This is a genomic window from Rothia sp. CCM 9418 (assembly GCF_048512825.1).
Classification (GTDB): domain Bacteria; phylum Actinomycetota; class Actinomycetes; order Actinomycetales; family Micrococcaceae; genus Rothia.
This window is the reverse complement of the sequence record NZ_JBLXXX010000004.1, coordinates 154,165-170,627: the sequence shown is the minus strand read 5'-3', so window position 1 is coordinate 170,627 and position 16,463 is coordinate 154,165. Positions and strand designations below refer to the sequence as shown.

Below are 16,463 nucleotides of genomic sequence, written 5' to 3'. Positions count from 1 at the left end.
ATGGCTCTAACGCTTCTTAAAACTCGTGGGGGTACACGTTTCGAACATCAACCAGATCCCTATTCCACTCAAAGTGTCGCTCCTCTTCCGGCATGGCCTCTTTATACACTTCTTTACGGTTTCCCCGTCATTTGGGCGCTTGGTCTTTGGCAATTTCTTCCGACCGTTCTTGCCCTCATCATGGTTGCGTACATGCTGATTCGTGGCAACATTCTGGTCTATAAAACTCAATGGCTTTGGTTCGCTCTTACTATCTGGTGTGTTGTTTGTACAGTTTCTCTTCACGGCGGTAGCGATATCCTCGCGTGGGGTCTAAGATTCGTCAACATTTTTAACGTTGGCGTCTACGGTGTTTACTTCTTCAATGCCCGCGAAAAAATATCGGCTCAGGGTATGCTCGGCGGTCTAGTAACAGTATGGTACACCGTTGTTATTTTGGGTTGGTTTGCACTATTCTTTCCAGACTTCCGACTCATCACGCCCATGAGTTATCTTATGCCAGGTTCTCTTTTAAATAATCCCCTTGTGCGTGATTATGTGCAACCACCATTGGCAGAAGTACAGCTTCCTTGGGGTGCCCCAGAACCCTATATTCGCCCGTCAGCGCCGTTCCCTTATGCAAATAGTTGGGGTCTAGCTTTTACCTTCTTAACTCCCGTTGTTTTAGCAGTAATCACGGCGGCAACCAAGAAGCGTACAAAAATCATTTTGAGCTTATCCGTTGCGGCAGGTCTTTTCCCTGCTATCGCCACCAGTAACCGTGGCATGTTCATTGGCTTAGCATTATGCGTCAGCTATGTTATTTTCCGCCATGTCCTTGAAGGAAATCTCAAAGTTGCCTTCTACGGGTTGGTTGCAGCCATCATCGCTCTTATTGCGTTAGTTGCTTCAGGAACATTAGCTCAGATTCTAGGACGTCAAGAGTATTCCGATTCAACCGGTGGCCGTGCAGCTCTTTATAAGGCAACGTGGGAGGCTGTTTTAGACTCCCCTCTCGTTGGTTACGGCACATCACGAATGAACGTCACCATTGGTGTTTCAATGGGAACCCAAGGCTACCTGTGGGCTCTCATGTTCTGTTTCGGTTTGGTCGGGTTATTCCTCTTCATGGCCTTTATGCTCTATTCCATCGCAAGCACATGGGGTGTTAGCTCCACTACGGGTATTTGGATTCATTCTGTTCCAGTATGCGCGATCTGTGTTTTTATCTTCTATAGCTTTGACATCATGCAAATGACAGCAATGATGCTCTGCCTTGCTCTGATTATGCGTTCTATTGTGCATGAGGAGGGTCTATAGTTATGGCTTCTCTTGCAAAAAGTGGAGCAATCTCCTCTGTTTTTGTGATGTACGGGGCTGGAGCTGCATTTGTTGCAACTCTTATTGTTTCGAATACGTTAGGCACCTCTGGTGCTGGAGATTTTTTCCAGGTCATGGCGCTTTTTGCGATTGGAACATCGCTATCAGTGTTTGGCTCCGATACGGGTCTAGTCCGCACTGTTTCAGCACAAAAAGCGACAGGCCGATATTCAGCGATTAAGTCTCTTATTCGTTTTGCAGCTATGCCTTCGATAGGAATTTGTCTCAGCATTAGCTCTCTAACGATTGGCTATGCGTGGCTGATGCCTGGGCTTTCTGGGTCTTACCGAATGATGCTCAGCGTTACCGCAGCTTTTCTGCTCTGCGCAACCTTTATGACGATCTGTTTTGGGGTGTTACGAGGCCTAGGCAAGGTAGTTCTTTTCACCGCCTTGCAGAATGTTCTACTTCCAACACTACGCATTATTGCGGTCTTCCTTGTTGTGACGGTAGCAGGTAATGCACTTGCATTGGCGTTCTCTTGGGTTATTCCTGTGGTCATTGTTGCTGTGGTTGCATTTTTTGCAGTGCGAGGTTCGCTACCTACAGAAGAAGATTCACTTGTTGAGAATCCTCTACCAGCAGAAACCTCTCGTTCTTTCTGGAGTTTTAGCTCCGCCCGTGGAGTTTCTGCTGTTGTTGAGTCCGTCCTTGAATGGATTGACGTTCTATGTGTAGCAGCTTTTGTTGGGGTTGGTGCTTCTGGTATTTATGGTGCGGTTAATCGTATGGTGCGTGTTGGCGTCATGGTCGAACACACTGGTCGTATTGTGACAGGGCCTTCTATTAGCGCGGCTTTAGCCGTCAACGATTACCCACGTGCACAAGAAATTTTTCTTGGGAATACCCGCGCGCTGATTGCTTTAAGCTGGCCTTTTTACCTCACCTTGGCATTCTTTGGCCCTCTCTTATTAGAAATTTTTGGTCACGGTTTTTCCTCTGGCGCTGGTGTCCTCTGGGTTATTTGCCCAGCAATGATGGTGGCTATCGCGGCAGGAGGAGTTCAGTCTGTCCTTTTGATGAGTGGGAAGAGCCGCTGGCAACTTTATAATAAGCTTTCCTCGCTTGCGGTGTCGCTTCTGCTCAACTTCACTCTTGTTCCGATGTGGGGCTTATACGGTGCGGTCGTTGCATGGTCGGCAGCCATTTTAGTTGATACTTTTCTTGCTTCGTATGAAGTCTTTTTCCTCGTTGGTATTCGCAGTTCTTTGTCACAGCTTTTACCGGTGATGGGCATTGCCGGAGGTATTCCCACGGTCATCGCTCTCATAGTAGTCCTTTGGATGGGAGTTACGTGGTGGGCTCTATTGCTGTATCTCTGTGTAGCGATAGCGCTCTACTGCGCAGCTATTTTAGTGTTCAAGAAATCTATGGGATTAGAAAAACTTTTTAACAAACGTCCGCAACAAACTCGTGTTGGTAAACACTTTGCCACTCAGAAAGAGGTTTAGAAACTCATGGCTAGAAATACTTCTCGTCGAACAGTTGTCGATTCACCCCGAGCTAACGCCCGCACAATCCGTACAGTCTCATTATCAGCACAGCTGAAAAAGATGGTACGTCATCCGATGGTTATCGGTGTAACGGTTCTCGTATGTGTCTTTATTGCAGGAGTATATGCGCTCGTTGCAACACCCAAATATGAGGCTTCGGCAACTGTCTTAGTTAATCCTCTATCCACGAATCCCAGCTCTTCAAGTCACAGTAATGTTTCTATCAATACAGAAGCTTCAGTTGCAAGCTCTCGTGAAGTAGCAGAGGCCGCTGCAAAGTCTTTAAGCTCTTCACACGACGATTTAGTTTCTGAGCTACGTCAATCTATTGAAGTTTCTGCGCACTCTGGCACATCTATTTTTGATGTCAAAGCAACAGCTTCTTCTGCACAAGATGCAGCAGAATATGCAAATGCTATCGCACAGGCATATCTTGCAGTACGCTCTGATGCGTTACAAGATTCTGTTAACACGGTTGCTGCCGGAATTGAAAAACAAATCAATGCTCTTGGCAAAAATGGTAATGATGCCGCACGCACTGCTTTAGAAGAGCGTCTAGCGCAAGTACGCATTACTGACACTAACGCTGGTCGTATTATTACTTCAGCAAAAGTTCCTCAGGAACCTACGAATCTAGGGTTCATCAAATGCATCTTTGTTGGCGTCATCTCCGGTCTTCTATTAGGTGCCATCATTGCATGGGTGCTGGATTCTCGTGCACGCACGGTGAACTATCGTGACCGTGCAGAAGATATTTTGGGAGAAGAAGTCTTCATGATTCGCGATACCCAAGATATCGAAGATACTCGCCGTGCATTCCGTTCTATCGGTGTCATCAACGGTAACTTCCATAAAGCTCATATTGCTGGTGCAGTTCTATACTCCTCAGTTCCACGTGCCTCTGACGATTTTGCCGCAACATTACGTCAAGCTTATGCGGATAAAGGACTAACGTTCGTTGACTCCCCTGCTTCTGTTCTTTCACAGAAGAAGCTATCCCCTTCAGATACTCCGAATATCTTAGTCACAGATCGTGGAACAGAACTTTCAGAAGTACTTTCTGCAGCAGATGTGCTGGGTGCTTGTGTTGTAGTACTTACTCCTGAGACTTCAGTGAACGATTTGGAAGAGTTCGTCAACGTTGCTGAACACATCGCAGATGCACATTTCTTATATGTCTTCTTGACCTCCTAATTTTTCCGTCCATTTGTAAGGATTGACCATGAAAGTACTACTTGTAGCGAGCGCTGGAGGGCATTTAGCACAGCTGATTGCTCTGGATAAGTTCTGGAAAGAACATGAGCGTACTTGGGCAACTTTTGAGTTGCCTGAGGTCAAAGCTGCTCTTGAGGGAGAAACGATTGATTGGGTGTATTTTCCAACGACTCGTAATATCCCTAACGCTATTCGTAATCTAAAAGTTGCGTGGAAGACTTTGCGACGGGAAAAACCTGATGTGGTAATTAGCACGGGTGCTGCAGTGTCAGTATCGTTTTTTGCGGTTGCAAAACTTCTGAAAATACGCACTGTTTTTATTGAAGCGTATGACCGTATTACTATGCCAACGATGAGTGCGCGTTTATGTTATCCCATGAGCGATTTATTTGTAGTCCAGTGGGAAGAACAGCAGAAGGCTTTTCCAGAGTCGGTTAATATCGGGGCAATTATGTAGATGTGATGCCCGTTAGCAATATGTTTTCACCATTTTTATTTATTCCGTTTGTGAAAAGAGAGATACATGAGCGATTCTCAGAACATGGGTACTGTCTCACCTCAACAGCCCGATTCTGTTGTTGAGGTATCGGCTGAGTTAAATAATCAGCCGTTAAGCTATGACATCGTGGTGTCTTTAGGTACGGATTATCACAAGTTTGACCGGCTTGTTGAGTGGATTGAGTCGTATCTTCTTAGCCACCCAACGGTTACTTGTCTATGTCAGCATGGGTTTACCGAGGGCACCGAGCATGCGACTAAGAACGTTGATAGGATGCCTCGCTCCGAGCTGTTAAAGATTTATGAGGCAGCTAAAGTGGTTGTCGTTCAGGGAGGCCCTGGGTCTATTCTTGATGCGCGTGAGGTTGGCGTTATTCCTATTGCGGTACCACGCCTTGCGGAGTTTGATGAGGTGGTCGATAATCATCAGGTTCAGTTCTCACAGGTCATGGAAGATAATGGGGAGGCTTTTATTGCTACAGACGCAGGCGATCTTGCGCAGAAGATTGATGATGCGTTAACTCACCCTCAGAAGTATCTTGGGTCCCGTCGTGTCCCTGGTGCGGATAAGGCCTCAGAGAACCTTTCTGCAGAGTTAGGTTCGTTGAGTCAGGGACAAGCTTCCCATGATATCCGTAAATTTGTTCGCCGTTGGAGACAGGTACTCCGCGGTATTATCCAGCCCTAGCGTATGAGGGCATCATCATTCTTTTTATAGCGAAAACTGGTGAACGTAACCGTGCTGGGAGGAACTTTTCGGTTAGTTTTATAGTAAGAGTTTTTATGATGCTACGGTCGTTATAAGAATATCTTTTTTCAATTCGCTCTTTTGGGAAGGACAGCTCATGGCAATTCAAGAAACAACTACGGTTAATGCCCCTATCGACCGAGTGATTGAGGCGTATGCTTCTGAAGATTTTGCACGTTTTGTGTGTGAAAAAATGGGTATTGGTTTTGAAGGCCTCGAAGTTTCGGGCGATACCTCAGGCGCATTTTCTGCAGTGAGCAAACGTTCTGTTGCGGCTGACCGTGTTCCTGATATTGCTCAGAAGTTCGTTTCTAAGGGACTTCAGATGACGCAGTCTGATACTGTTTCTGCTCCCAGTGCAGACGGTAGCCGTACGATTAGTTCTGATATTAAAGTTTCGGGTATGCCTGTTTCTGCACGTGCAACACAGAAGCTCACGGCCTCAGCAGATAAGACCGTTATTGAGGTATCGGGTCAAGTATCTTGTTCAATTCCTCTTGTGGGGAAGAAAATTGCTGTTGCAGCGGAGCCTTATGTGGGTAAGGTTCTTTCCAAGCTTGGTTCTCTTGTCGAGCAGTGGGTTGCTCAAAACTAAGGTATCTCTGAGTGATTTTATAATTCAGTATTAAATATTGTGGGGGCTAAGAACCTAGGTTCTTAGCCCCCACAGTATTTAAAACGTCTTTTCTGTGTTGAGCAGTTAGTTACGTGGTTCTGCTTCCATCAGTTTGTCGAGAACTTGGCGGAGTTTTGTTGATGAGGTATGAGCAGTGTAGGGGAAGTACACAACGTCAACGCCGACTTGAGCGAAGCGTTGTTCTAGGTCAATACCACGTGGAGTGCCTTTCCAGTCATCGCCTTTGAAGAACGTGTTATATCGTACGTCTTTCCAAGTCTCTAGTTTGTCTTCAAGGACTTCGGCATGAACGCGGTCGACAAAATCGATATGAGAGACAATTTCCATACGTTCGGCTAAAGGTATGACGGGCTTCCGGCCTTTAGTAATTTCTAGAATTTCATCTGATACAACTCCTGCGATCAAGTAATCACAGTGTTTTTTAGCTTCTCTGAGGATGTTTAAATGTCCTACATGGAAAAGATCAAATGCGCCAGCAGCATACCCGATGTTCATAAATCCCCTAATACTCTTGTCATGGATGTTTTGACTTTTCAAGAGTACGTCAGGCACGCAAAGAAACGCCTATTATTCTTAGGCATAGTTTTAGGGACAACAGCCCACAAAACTAATCTTTTATGCGTTGGCTAGCCAAAACTGTGCGGTTAGGGTAGCTGCCTTATACCGAATTCAAAAGGAGCTTCTTATATTGTCTACGATTGAGCTTCTTTTGCCGCTTCTTCAGCAGCAACCCACGAAAGCATCGCGCATTTAACACGTGCTACAAAACGAGAAACACCGGCAAAAGCTGCGGCGTCCCCTAAGATTTCTTCATCTGGTTCGATGGTTCCACGAGAACGTAGTAGTTGACGGAATTGTTCCACCATCTCGTTAAACTCTTCAAGGCTCAGCCCTTGAGCCATCTCAGATAGCACCGAAGCTGAAGCCATAGAAATAGAGCAACCATCACCTTCCCAAGAGATGTTCTCAATACGCTGTTTATCCTCGCTTAGACGAACACGTAAGTTAATCTCGTCCCCACAGGTAGGGTTATATTGATGGTTATCGGCGCTAGGGTGACCGTGGGTTTCGGTAAGCCCCTCCCCTAAACGTTGTTTAGAGTGGTCAAGAATAATTTGCTGGTATAGAGAATCTAATGAACTCATAAAGTTGTCTTTCTACGCGAAAATTTTAGTACCCAAAGTAGCTACGAACCTGCGCAAGCTCTTCAAGAAAAATATCAATGTCTTCAGTTGTATTGTAAAGATAACTTGATGCGCGGGTAGAAGCGGTAAGACCTAAAGCACGATGTAGCGGTTGAGCGCAATGATGGCCAACTCGTACCGCGATACCTTGCATATCAAGTAGCTGTCCAACATCGTGGGGGTGTACTCCTTCCACATGAAAAGCAACTAGCCCTGCACGTGGCTGCCCAGGTTCTGGGCCTAAAGCACGTACGCCGTCAAGATGATGTATTCCGTTGATGAGCCGTTGCCCTAGTTCATGCTCCCATGCATGAATTTGATCCATCCCAATATTTTGAAGGTAACGCACAGCCTCAGCTAGAGCAATAGCTTGAGAAATTTTTTGAGTGCCTGCTTCAAATTTAGTAGGGGCCTCCATAAACTCAGCTTCGGTCATCGTGACTTTTGTAATCATCGAACCGCCGGTCAAGAAAGGAGGCATCGCAGCAAGAAGTTCTGCTTTTGCATAAAGAACTCCAATGCCAGTGGGGGCGAGCATCTTATGCCCAGAAAATGCCGCAAAATCAACATCCAGTTCGTGAAAGTTTACTGGCATATGCGGAACAGATTGACAAGCATCAAGAACAACGAAAGCGCCCACCTGACGTGCTAAAGACACCAAAGTTTCTACCGGATTAATGCACCCAAGAACGTTAGAAACATGCGTAAAAGACAGCACTTTTGTTTTGTCTGTGATGAGACGTTCGGCTTCTTCTAGGTTGAGCGTTCCGTCTGTGTTAAGCGGTATCCAACGTAGCGTTGCCCCTGTCTTTTGGGCAAGTATCTGCCATGGAATTAAGTTTGCGTGGTGTTCTTGTTCGGTAAGAACAATTTCATCGCCTTCAGACAGTGCAAAAGGTTGTGAAGCGGGGGCACCGATACCAGCTGAAGCATTCGCAAAAGAATATGTGATGAGGTTTAACGCCTCTGTAGCATTCGCTGTCCATACTATTTCGTTCTCTTGTGCACCAACAAAACTTGCAACAACCGTACGCGCCTGTTCAAAAAGTTCTGTCGATTCCACCGCAAGAGTATGTGCCCCACGGTGAACAGCAGAATTTGCCTGCTGGTAAAAAGATTGTTCACTCTGTATCACCTGATAAGGGTTCTGGCTTGTAGCGCCAGAGTCCAAATACACAAGCCTTTTCCCATTAACCTCGGTGTTGAGAAGAGGAAAGTCCTCGCGTAACTGTTGCACTGTCTGATTGTTCAAAACAGTTCCTGAAGCTAAGGCGTAAGGGTGCGTCACGAGTTTTCTCCTCTAGGGGTCTGCTGGCAGATAGTCGATATAGCGATGATGCTCCGTGTAGCACATCATAACACCATGTTTTGATAGCGTGTTCTTCAGTGACAAAATGATGCTCAACGTACAGTCAGAAACCGCACCTTATCACCGTGTAAAAACTGCGTATACAGTAATTTTAGGAAGATGCCGGTACAGTATGAAACTTCTGCTGTGCAGCAACAAGACCGTCTGATAACAGCATATGTACCGCCTGCGCTGACTGATCAATAAGAAACGGCAAGGATTGCACTTCACTTGAACTAAAAGGTTTAAGAACAAAATCCGAGACACTCATCCGCCCAGGAGGACGCCCGATACCGGTACGTACACGGTAATAATCTTTAGTACCTAACACTTTGGTAATATCTCGTAATCCGTTATGCCCACCTTCGCCACCACCGCGTTTGAGCTTTATGGTGTCAAACGGAATATCTAGTTCATCGTGAACCACCACAACATTTTCTGCAGATACCCCATAAAATTGTGAAAGCTGACCTACAGGCCCACCAGAAACGTTCATATACGTCAAAGGTTTAGCAAGAATAGCACGTGGACCACCAATACCTAGCCGTCCTTCAAGAACCATTGCCCGCGCTTTACTATGGCGTTTGAAATTTCCGCCTACGCTCTGAGCAAGCTCATCAAGGACCATCTGCCCGATATTATGACGGGTACGTTCGTATTCTGCTCCAGGGTTGCCTAGTCCAACAACCAGCCATACGTCACTCATAATTTTCCTCTAATTTATTATTTCGCGAATCTTCGCCAACAGATCAGTCATAAACAACGACGACCCGCACACCATCATAGTATGCGGGTCGTCGTCACCTTCATCAGTTCAGAAGGTGAAAAAGATTATTCTGCGTCTTCAGCAGGTGCTTCTTCGGCAGCTTCTTCTGCAGTCTCAGGCTCAGGAACGTCGAGTTCTTCAGGCTCAGAAACGTTAACAACAAGCAATTCAGCATCTGCAACGAGAGTTACATCAGCAGGAAGCTTGATATCGCCGGCAAGAACGTGGTTTCCTGCTTCACGGCCTTCAATATCAACGATGATAGCGTCAGGAGACTTCAAAGCGTCTGCCTCAACCAAAAGAACAGTTTCTTCGAGGTTAGCAACAGCGCCCTGTGCAACTTCGCCTTCAACCTGTACAGGAACCTCGATTTCGACGCGCTCGCCGCGCTTAACGATGAGAAGGTCCATGTGCTGAAGTTCAGGACGAATGGGGTGACGCTGGATGTCTTTAATCATGGCAAGAACTTCTTCGCCTTCAATGTCAAGGGCAAGAATAGCGTTTGCTTGACGTGCAGCAAGAGTAGTTGCGTGACCAGGAAGAACAACGTGCTTGGGATCTTCACCGTGACCGTAGATTACACCAGGGATGTCGCCTGCCATACGGATACGACGTGCGTATCCTTTGCCGAAGCCTTCGCGAAGAGTTGCGGAAATTTTGATGGTATCTGACATAAGAGATACTCCTTTCAACTGGATTTATTGCGCCATACAGTGTACTGACGCCAGAATATGATTCCAGTTCAGCCACCGTCGGGTTCGGACCTACCTGCATAATATTCTGCAGATATTCCACCGCCTTGGCTTTTAGGTGATGATGCTTCTTATATCTAAGAGACAACCGTTCAATTATGCCTGATTAATAGTATTCAAGCAAGGGGAGGTTTGGGGTATCTGAAGTCACAAATACCCCAAACGTCTGTTTTTAGTCCTGTAAACCGTCAAGATACTTTGTGAGCGCTTCTTGATGGTCGCGAGGAGTAAACCCAGTAGCAATGATTTTTGACAGGTCCATTGCAGAGTTCATAGGACGTGGTGAGTAGTTCTCAGCTTCTGCAAAGTATTCTGCAGTGGTTGTTTCACTCACGCGTTGAGGATCATGTCCACATGCTTCATACACATTTTGAGCTAGTTGCGCCCAGCTGATAACTTCGCCGGTGTTCGACACATGATAAGTACCGTAAGGCGCTTTTGTCTCGAGTAGATGTAATAATGCTCCAGCAAGGTCTTCGGTAAAAGTTGGTCTACCATACTGGTCTGCAACAACGGCAGGGTCTATTCCACGTTCTGCAAGTGAACGCATGGTGAGCACAAAGTTTTTACCTTCACCGATGACCCAACTTGTTCGCACCAAATAATGTGCTTTAAGAGCGTTAACTGCGCATTCTCCAGCAGCTTTGGATTGTCCATATACACCCAACGGCGCTACTGGCGCATCTTCAGAGTATTCTTCGGGACGTTCTAAACTGCCATCGAAAACGTAGTCAGTTGAGACGTGCACCAACGGAATGTTTGCTTCACGAGCAATCTGAGCTAGTGCGCTCACTCCAGTCGCGTTAACAGCCCATGCATCAGTACGGCCTTGACCGACCTGTGCGTTATCAACAGCAGTGTAGGCTGAAGCATTAATGATGGCTCGCAACGAACGCCAACGATATGCTGCTTCCCATTGTGCTGGGGCAGACATATCTATTTCTTCACGAGTTGCTGCGATATACGGGATATGACGTTCGGTAAGCTGTCGCACAAGCTCTTTACCAAGCTGTCCTTGTGCTCCAACCACAAGAATAGGAGCTTCTTGGACAGGCTCTACAGCGTCTAAGCGTGGATGATTTTTGTCTTTATCGGAAAGTTCTGCCTGTTCGAGAGGAATAGGCCAATTGATAGCAACAGTTTCATCGGCGAGGTTCAAGAAAGAGTATTCATCTTGAGCTTGAGCAGACCAGTGGTCGTTGACTACGTAGGTGTAGGCGGTGTTGTCTTCGAGTGTTTGGAAAGAGTTTCCGACACCACGAGGAACAAACACCGCTTTATCGGGTCCAAGTTCAACGGTTACGACTTTTCCGAAAGATTCTCCAGCCCGTAAATCTACCCATGCACCAAAGATTTTTCCGGTAGCTACTGAAACAAACTTATCCCATGGCTCAGCGTGAATACCGCGGGTTGTTCCGATACTTGCGTTAAAGGAGATGTTGTTTTGTACGGGACCGAAATCAGGTAGTCCAAGTGCCACCATTTTTTCGCGTTGCCAGTTTTCTTTAAACCAGCCTCGATTATCTCCGTGAACAGGAAGATCAATAATAAGTAACCCTGGGATGTCGGTGGCATGCACGGCAAGATCATGAGTCATCTTTTATTGACCTGCTTTCGCGTATTTTGCTTCAACTTCAGCTTTGAGAGGTTCCCACCAGTCTCGGTTTTCTTCATACCAACGGATGGTGTCGGCAAGTCCTGATTCAAAATCTGTGAAGCGAGGTTCCCAGCCAAGTTCTTCACGCAAACGAGTGCCGTCGATAGCGTAACGTAAATCGTGTCCTGGACGGTCGACCACATGTTCGAATGCATCTTCTGCTTTACCCATCAGACGCAAAATAGTGCGTAGTACGGTGATGTTATTTTCTTCGCCGTTGGCTCCAATGAGATAGGTTTCCCCAATTTTTCCCTTGTTGAGGATAGTGAGCACGGCAGAGGAATGGTCTGAGGCATGAATCCAGTCGCGCACGTTCAGACCTTCTCCGTAGAGCTTTGGTTTGATTCCGGAGAGAATGTTGGTGATTTGTCGCGGAATGAATTTTTCGATGTGCTGATAGGGACCGTAGTTATTGGAGCAGTTAGAGATAGTTGCTTCAATACCGAAGGATCGAACCCACGCGCGTACCAATAAGTCAGATCCTGCTTTTGTTGAAGAATATGGAGAAGAAGGGTTATAGGGGGTACGTTCTGTAAATTTTTGAGGGTCATCAAGCTCGAGGTCACCGAACACTTCGTCAGTAGAAATATGGTGGTAACGGGTCTTGTGCTCACGTACCGCTTCAAGAAGAGTATATGTACCAATGAGGTTGGTATGAATGAATGGTGAGGGATCATTCAACGAGTTATCGTTGTGTGATTCTGCCGCATAATGAACGACAGCATCTGCCTGTTGTACGAGTGGATCTACCACGTCACGGTCTGCGATATCACCTTTGACAAGTTCAAAACGTGAAGAGTCTAGACCTGCCAAAGATTTTTCATTAGCCGCGTAGCTCATAATATCGAGCACAGTTACGTGGTGGTTAGTGTTCTCTAAAAGGTGGTGTACGAAATTTGAACCGATAAAGCCGGCTCCGCCGGTGACAAGAATTTTTCCCATAGTTACATGGTACGGGAAGTATTATTTGTAGCGTTTACACAAATAACAAATATTTCATTGATTTTCATGACACAATAAATCCTATGAAGGGAATTATTTTAGCGGGGGGAACCGGTAGTCGACTCCACCCCATCACACTCGGCATCAGTAAGCAGCTCACTCCTGTTTACGATAAACCAATGATTTATTATCCGCTCTCAACTTTAATGTTGGCGGGTATTCAAGATATCCTCATTATTACAACACCAGAAGATAGTGAACAATTCCAGCGTCTACTTGGGGACGGATCGCAGTTTGGAGTTTCATTCACCTATAAAGTGCAGCCCTCCCCCGATGGTCTAGCTCAGGCATTCCTCCTAGGAGAAGAGCACATCGGCAACGATAGTGTGGCACTGGTACTCGGCGACAATATCTTCTACGGGCCGGGTCTAGGCAATCAGCTCCGTAAATATAGCAATATCGAAGGAGCCGCGGTATTTGGTTACCGTGTTGCAGACCCTAGAGCGTATGGTGTCGTCGAATTTGACGATGATTTCAAAGCACTCTCGATTGAAGAGAAACCAGAGCATCCAAAGAGCGATTATGCAATTCCGGGATTATATTTTTACGATAATCACGTTGTTGAATACGCTAAAGGCATTAAGCCCTCTGCCCGTGGAGAATTAGAAATTACTGATTTGAACAGGGTCTACCTTGAACAAGGAAAACTCCAAGTAGAAGTACTTCCTCGAGGAACGGCTTGGCTAGATACCGGAACATTCGACTCTTTGGCAGATGCGACAAGCTTTATTCGCACTGTTCAGGCACGTCAAGGTCTATCCATCGGCTGCCCTGAAGAAATTGCTTGGCGTATGGGATACCTCGATAATGAGCAGTTAGCTCGACGAGCTCAGCCCTTAGTAAAGAGTGGATACGGGCAGTACCTTCTTAATCTTCTGAAATAGTTTTCAAGTACTTACGTCATCACACTTTTGTCCGCCTCGTGAAAGCAATTACTTTGAGAGTTTTCTATCACTCACTCGGGTAGATAAAGTGACCAGTGTTAGAATGACGGAGACTTATAACTATCTTTATCACCACAATCATTCCGCCTTTTGAAGGTTTTACAACATGACAATTCTTGATTTTGCGCGTCTACTCCGGGTTAATTTAAAACTCTTGGTTATTGGCGCACTCATCGGAGCCCTCTTAGGGCTGGGGTATTCACTCCTCCAACCTAAAATCTATGCTTCTTCTGCCACCGGTTATGTAACCGTTGGCCAGTCTGAAGGTATCGGCGATGTAATTTCCGGTAGTTCAGCAGCAAAAGATAAGGCACGTTCTTATCTAGCATTGGTATCTTCTGGACCTGTTGCAAAGCAGATTCTTGCAGAAAACCCTGACCTAAAACTCTCTGAAGGTCAGATTCGTGGAAGCTTACAAGCTTCTCTCGAAGGCGAATCTGCTCTTATCCGAGTTCGCGCAACAGCAACCAGCCCTGAAAGTGCGCAAGCATTAGCAAACTCTTCCCTAGAAGCAACAGCAAAAGTAGTCAATGAATTAGAAGGGTCAACCACCGTACGCGTTGTCCCTCTTGACGATGCAACACTTCCTGGTGCTCCCATCAGCCCCGACACCAAAAAGAATGTCGGTATTGCGGCACTAGTTGGTTTGGTTATTGTTTTTGCCATTATTTTCCTACGCCGTGCTCTAGACGTTAAAGTTCGTACTCGTAATGACGTCATTAAAGCCACTGAATCCGGCATTTTGGGTATGCTTCCAGAAACTGAGAGTCTTTCTGAAGATCAGGTTACAACGAACAAAGACGACCATGCTTCTCAAGAAGCGATTCGTCAGCTACGTACGAACCTCCGCTTCGTTAACGTTGATAAACCACCTCGTTCTATTATTGTGACTTCTTCTGAACCGGGTGAAGGTAAATCCACCGTAGCTACTTCTCTGGCGCGTTCTTTGGCTGAGTCGGGTGAGCCAACCATCATCATCGATGCTGACTTGCGTCGTCCAACCATCGCGAAGAAGTTTAAACTCGATTCTAAAGTCGGTTTGAGCCAGGTTCTTGCCGGCCAGATTAATCTGACGGAAGCCACCCGCCCGTATCATGGTAGCCCCAACCTTCATGTCTTACCGGCAGGACATACTCCTCCTAATCCTTCTGAACTTCTTGGGTCAGATAAAATGAGCAAGCTCATTGAGGATCTTACGAAAGAGTTTAAGGTTATCGTTGACGTTCCTCCACTTCTTCCCGTTACCGATGCTTCTCTCTTAGCCCCATCAGTAGATGGCGTGCTTCTTGTTGCAACGGTTGGAAAAACCCGTAAGGAACATCTTGAAGAGTCCTCTAAGATGCTTAAAAAAGTGGGAGCTAACCTCTTAGGTGCGGTTATTAACCGTACCCCGCTCAACGGTCTAGGTAATTCTTACTATGGCTTTGGCTACGCAGGAACCTATGGCGGGTATACTTCCTACTACGGTTCTGATAAAGAGAAAACCAAAAAGTCAAAAACCAAACGTAAAAAATAGCGCAGAGCTATAAGGGGTGGTGTGGTACATCGTAGATACCACACCACCCCTTCGTTTTTGAGGTAAGAACTTTCTACCCCACCTAGCAAGAGTTTTAGGGATACAATAGTGTCAATGCATAGATTTAGGGGATATCAATTTTGAGCAATGACTTTCAGAGTAATAGTTCGACGATAGAGCAACAGGTTTCTTTACCTGTGCGTATTCGCTTATCTCATGCTTATTTTCAGCATCTAGCTGATCTCAACGGTATCGATATCCTACATATTAAAGGTTATGCTTTCGAACGAGAAGCTTACCGCCCCGGTAGAACGAGCACTGACGTTGATGTGTTGGTGCGACCTGCGCATGTAGAACGTTTTATCTATATTTTGAATCAGGCGGGATGGCAGACCCTAGCTCGTTTTGAAACAGGTTCCATTTTCGAACATGCACAAACTCTTTATCACCCATCGTGGGGGTTAACAGATATTCACCGTTATTTCCCAGGCCTTGGATATGAGAACCCTACACGAGCTTTTGACCAGTTATGGGAAAAGCGTCGTGTGAAAGAAATAGCGCATTACCCATGCGTTGTCCCCTCTCTGATTGATATGCAGCTTATTGTTGTTCTACATGGTGCACGAGCTTCTGCAAAAGTTAAACCTGATATAACATTCCTAGATTCTTCTCTTGACGCTTCCGATTGGGATGCATTACGTGACCGAGCAAAAGAATTAGATTCTTTATTAGCTTTTGATACTGCGCTAGGAAATATTGAAGCGCATAAAGATAACCGCCACTATCTCCTATGGAAGTCTGTTTCTGAGGATTCAACACCAGCTCTTCAGTGGACTGCTCGTCTACGACGCGCTCGAACGTTCGGTGATAAGTGGAGGGTTATCAAGTCTATCGTTACAGTTAACGAAGATCATCTAGCGATGACGTTAGGTAGAAAACCAACGCGCCAAGAACTTCGAGAAAAGTTTTTTGAACGTTTTACAGTTATCAGGAGAAAACGATGAGCACCCCACGATATACTCATTCTCCTTCTTGCGCTTTTGTTCTTAACCATGAGGTTGAAACACATCAAGACTTCTACGCAGTCTATCTTGCTGATTTACGAACTTCAGAAATTATGATTCTTGAAGGTTCTAGCGCAGCAATCTGGATACTTTTAGAAGAGCCCATGACCTTAGAAGAATTAATGAAGGACATGAGTGAAATCTATCAAGTACCTGTTGAAGATATTAAAGACGAAGTAGCCTCTTTTATCCAGTCTTTTGTTTCTAGAGGGTATCTCAAAGAAAACAGCTAGTAGAAAAGAGTGGTACGAGAGTTTCTCTCGTACCACTCTTTTGTCTC

The 16,463-nt window shown here is 45.9% G+C and carries 17 protein-coding genes; 10 read left to right on the top strand and 7 right to left on the bottom strand.

Annotated features, from left to right (window positions below):
* From ACN083_RS06885 to ACN083_RS06860, 6 genes are all read left to right on the top strand, one after another.
* Positions 1 to 1,299, top strand: a complete 1,299-nt coding sequence (locus tag ACN083_RS06885) for an O-antigen ligase family protein (protein ID WP_419102096.1) — start codon at positions 1 to 3, stop codon at positions 1,297 to 1,299.
* Between the two features lie 2 nt (positions 1,300 to 1,301).
* Positions 1,302 to 2,810: a lipopolysaccharide biosynthesis protein gene (locus tag ACN083_RS06880; protein WP_419102095.1), complete on the top strand. Its 1,509-nt coding sequence runs from the start codon at positions 1,302 to 1,304 to the stop codon at positions 2,808 to 2,810.
* Between the two features lie 6 nt (positions 2,811 to 2,816).
* On the top strand, positions 2,817 to 4,046 hold the full coding sequence (locus ACN083_RS06875) for a Wzz/FepE/Etk N-terminal domain-containing protein (protein ID WP_419102094.1): 1,230 nt from the start codon (positions 2,817 to 2,819) through the stop codon (positions 4,044 to 4,046).
* A gap of 28 nt (positions 4,047 to 4,074) precedes the next feature.
* A complete protein-coding gene (gene pssD, locus ACN083_RS06870; protein ID WP_419102093.1) occupies positions 4,075 to 4,524 on the top strand; it encodes a PssD/Cps14F family polysaccharide biosynthesis glycosyltransferase in 450 nt (149 codons plus the stop codon).
* 66 nt (positions 4,525 to 4,590) lie between these two features.
* Complete coding sequence (locus ACN083_RS06865; RefSeq protein ID WP_419102092.1) at positions 4,591 to 5,253, top strand: glycosyltransferase; 663 nt, start codon at positions 4,591 to 4,593, stop codon at positions 5,251 to 5,253.
* 157 nt (positions 5,254 to 5,410) lie between these two features.
* Complete coding sequence (locus ACN083_RS06860) at positions 5,411 to 5,908, top strand: DUF2505 domain-containing protein (RefSeq protein WP_419102091.1); 498 nt, start codon at positions 5,411 to 5,413, stop codon at positions 5,906 to 5,908.
* Between the two features lie 105 nt (positions 5,909 to 6,013).
* On the opposite strand, the gene ACN083_RS06855 is transcribed toward ACN083_RS06860, so the two are convergent.
* From ACN083_RS06855 to rfbB, 7 genes are all read right to left on the bottom strand, one after another.
* Complete coding sequence (locus ACN083_RS06855; RefSeq protein WP_419102090.1) at positions 6,014 to 6,445, bottom strand: adenylyltransferase/cytidyltransferase family protein; 432 nt, start codon at positions 6,443 to 6,445, stop codon at positions 6,014 to 6,016.
* Positions 6,446 to 6,642: 197 nt separating this feature from the next.
* On the bottom strand, positions 6,643 to 7,095 hold the full coding sequence (gene sufU / locus ACN083_RS06850; RefSeq protein ID WP_419102089.1) for a Fe-S cluster assembly sulfur transfer protein SufU: 453 nt from the start codon (positions 7,093 to 7,095) through the stop codon (positions 6,643 to 6,645).
* 25 nt (positions 7,096 to 7,120) lie between these two features.
* Positions 7,121 to 8,422: a cysteine desulfurase gene (locus tag ACN083_RS06845; RefSeq protein ID WP_419102088.1), complete on the bottom strand. Its 1,302-nt coding sequence runs from the start codon at positions 8,420 to 8,422 to the stop codon at positions 7,121 to 7,123.
* Positions 8,423 to 8,594: 172 nt separating this feature from the next.
* On the bottom strand, positions 8,595 to 9,188 hold the full coding sequence (gene pth, locus ACN083_RS06840; RefSeq protein WP_419102087.1) for an aminoacyl-tRNA hydrolase: 594 nt from the start codon (positions 9,186 to 9,188) through the stop codon (positions 8,595 to 8,597).
* Positions 9,189 to 9,313: 125 nt separating this feature from the next.
* Positions 9,314 to 9,922 (bottom strand): 50S ribosomal protein L25/general stress protein Ctc, encoded by a 609-nt coding sequence (locus ACN083_RS06835; RefSeq protein ID WP_419102086.1) that lies wholly within the window; start codon positions 9,920 to 9,922, stop codon positions 9,314 to 9,316.
* 250 nt (positions 9,923 to 10,172) lie between these two features.
* Positions 10,173 to 11,597 carry a dTDP-4-dehydrorhamnose reductase gene (gene rfbD / locus ACN083_RS06830; protein WP_419102085.1) on the bottom strand — a complete coding sequence of 475 codons (1,425 nt, stop codon included), beginning with the start codon at positions 11,595 to 11,597 and terminating at the stop codon, positions 10,173 to 10,175.
* 3 nt (positions 11,598 to 11,600) lie between these two features.
* Positions 11,601 to 12,599 (bottom strand): dTDP-glucose 4,6-dehydratase, encoded by a 999-nt coding sequence (gene rfbB, locus ACN083_RS06825; protein ID WP_419102084.1) that lies wholly within the window; start codon positions 12,597 to 12,599, stop codon positions 11,601 to 11,603.
* A gap of 83 nt (positions 12,600 to 12,682) precedes the next feature.
* On the opposite strand from rfbB, the gene rfbA reads away from it, so the two are divergent.
* The 4 genes from rfbA (at position 12,683) to ACN083_RS06805 (ending at position 16,416) form a co-directional block, all read left to right on the top strand.
* Positions 12,683 to 13,543 (top strand): glucose-1-phosphate thymidylyltransferase RfbA, encoded by an 861-nt coding sequence (rfbA, locus tag ACN083_RS06820; RefSeq protein WP_419102083.1) that lies wholly within the window; start codon positions 12,683 to 12,685, stop codon positions 13,541 to 13,543.
* A 166-nt stretch (positions 13,544 to 13,709) separates the two neighbouring features.
* Entirely contained in the window at positions 13,710 to 15,119 is a 1,410-nt protein-coding gene (locus ACN083_RS06815) for a polysaccharide biosynthesis tyrosine autokinase (protein WP_419102082.1), read from the top strand.
* A gap of 140 nt (positions 15,120 to 15,259) precedes the next feature.
* Positions 15,260 to 16,123, top strand: coding sequence for a nucleotidyltransferase family protein (locus ACN083_RS06810; protein ID WP_419102081.1), 864 nt, complete (start codon positions 15,260 to 15,262; stop codon positions 16,121 to 16,123).
* A complete protein-coding gene (locus ACN083_RS06805) occupies positions 16,120 to 16,416 on the top strand; it encodes a PqqD family protein (RefSeq protein ID WP_419102080.1) in 297 nt (98 codons plus the stop codon). The genes ACN083_RS06810 and ACN083_RS06805 overlap by 4 nt, the downstream gene beginning before the upstream one ends.
* Positions 16,417 to 16,463: the final 47 nt, after the last annotated feature.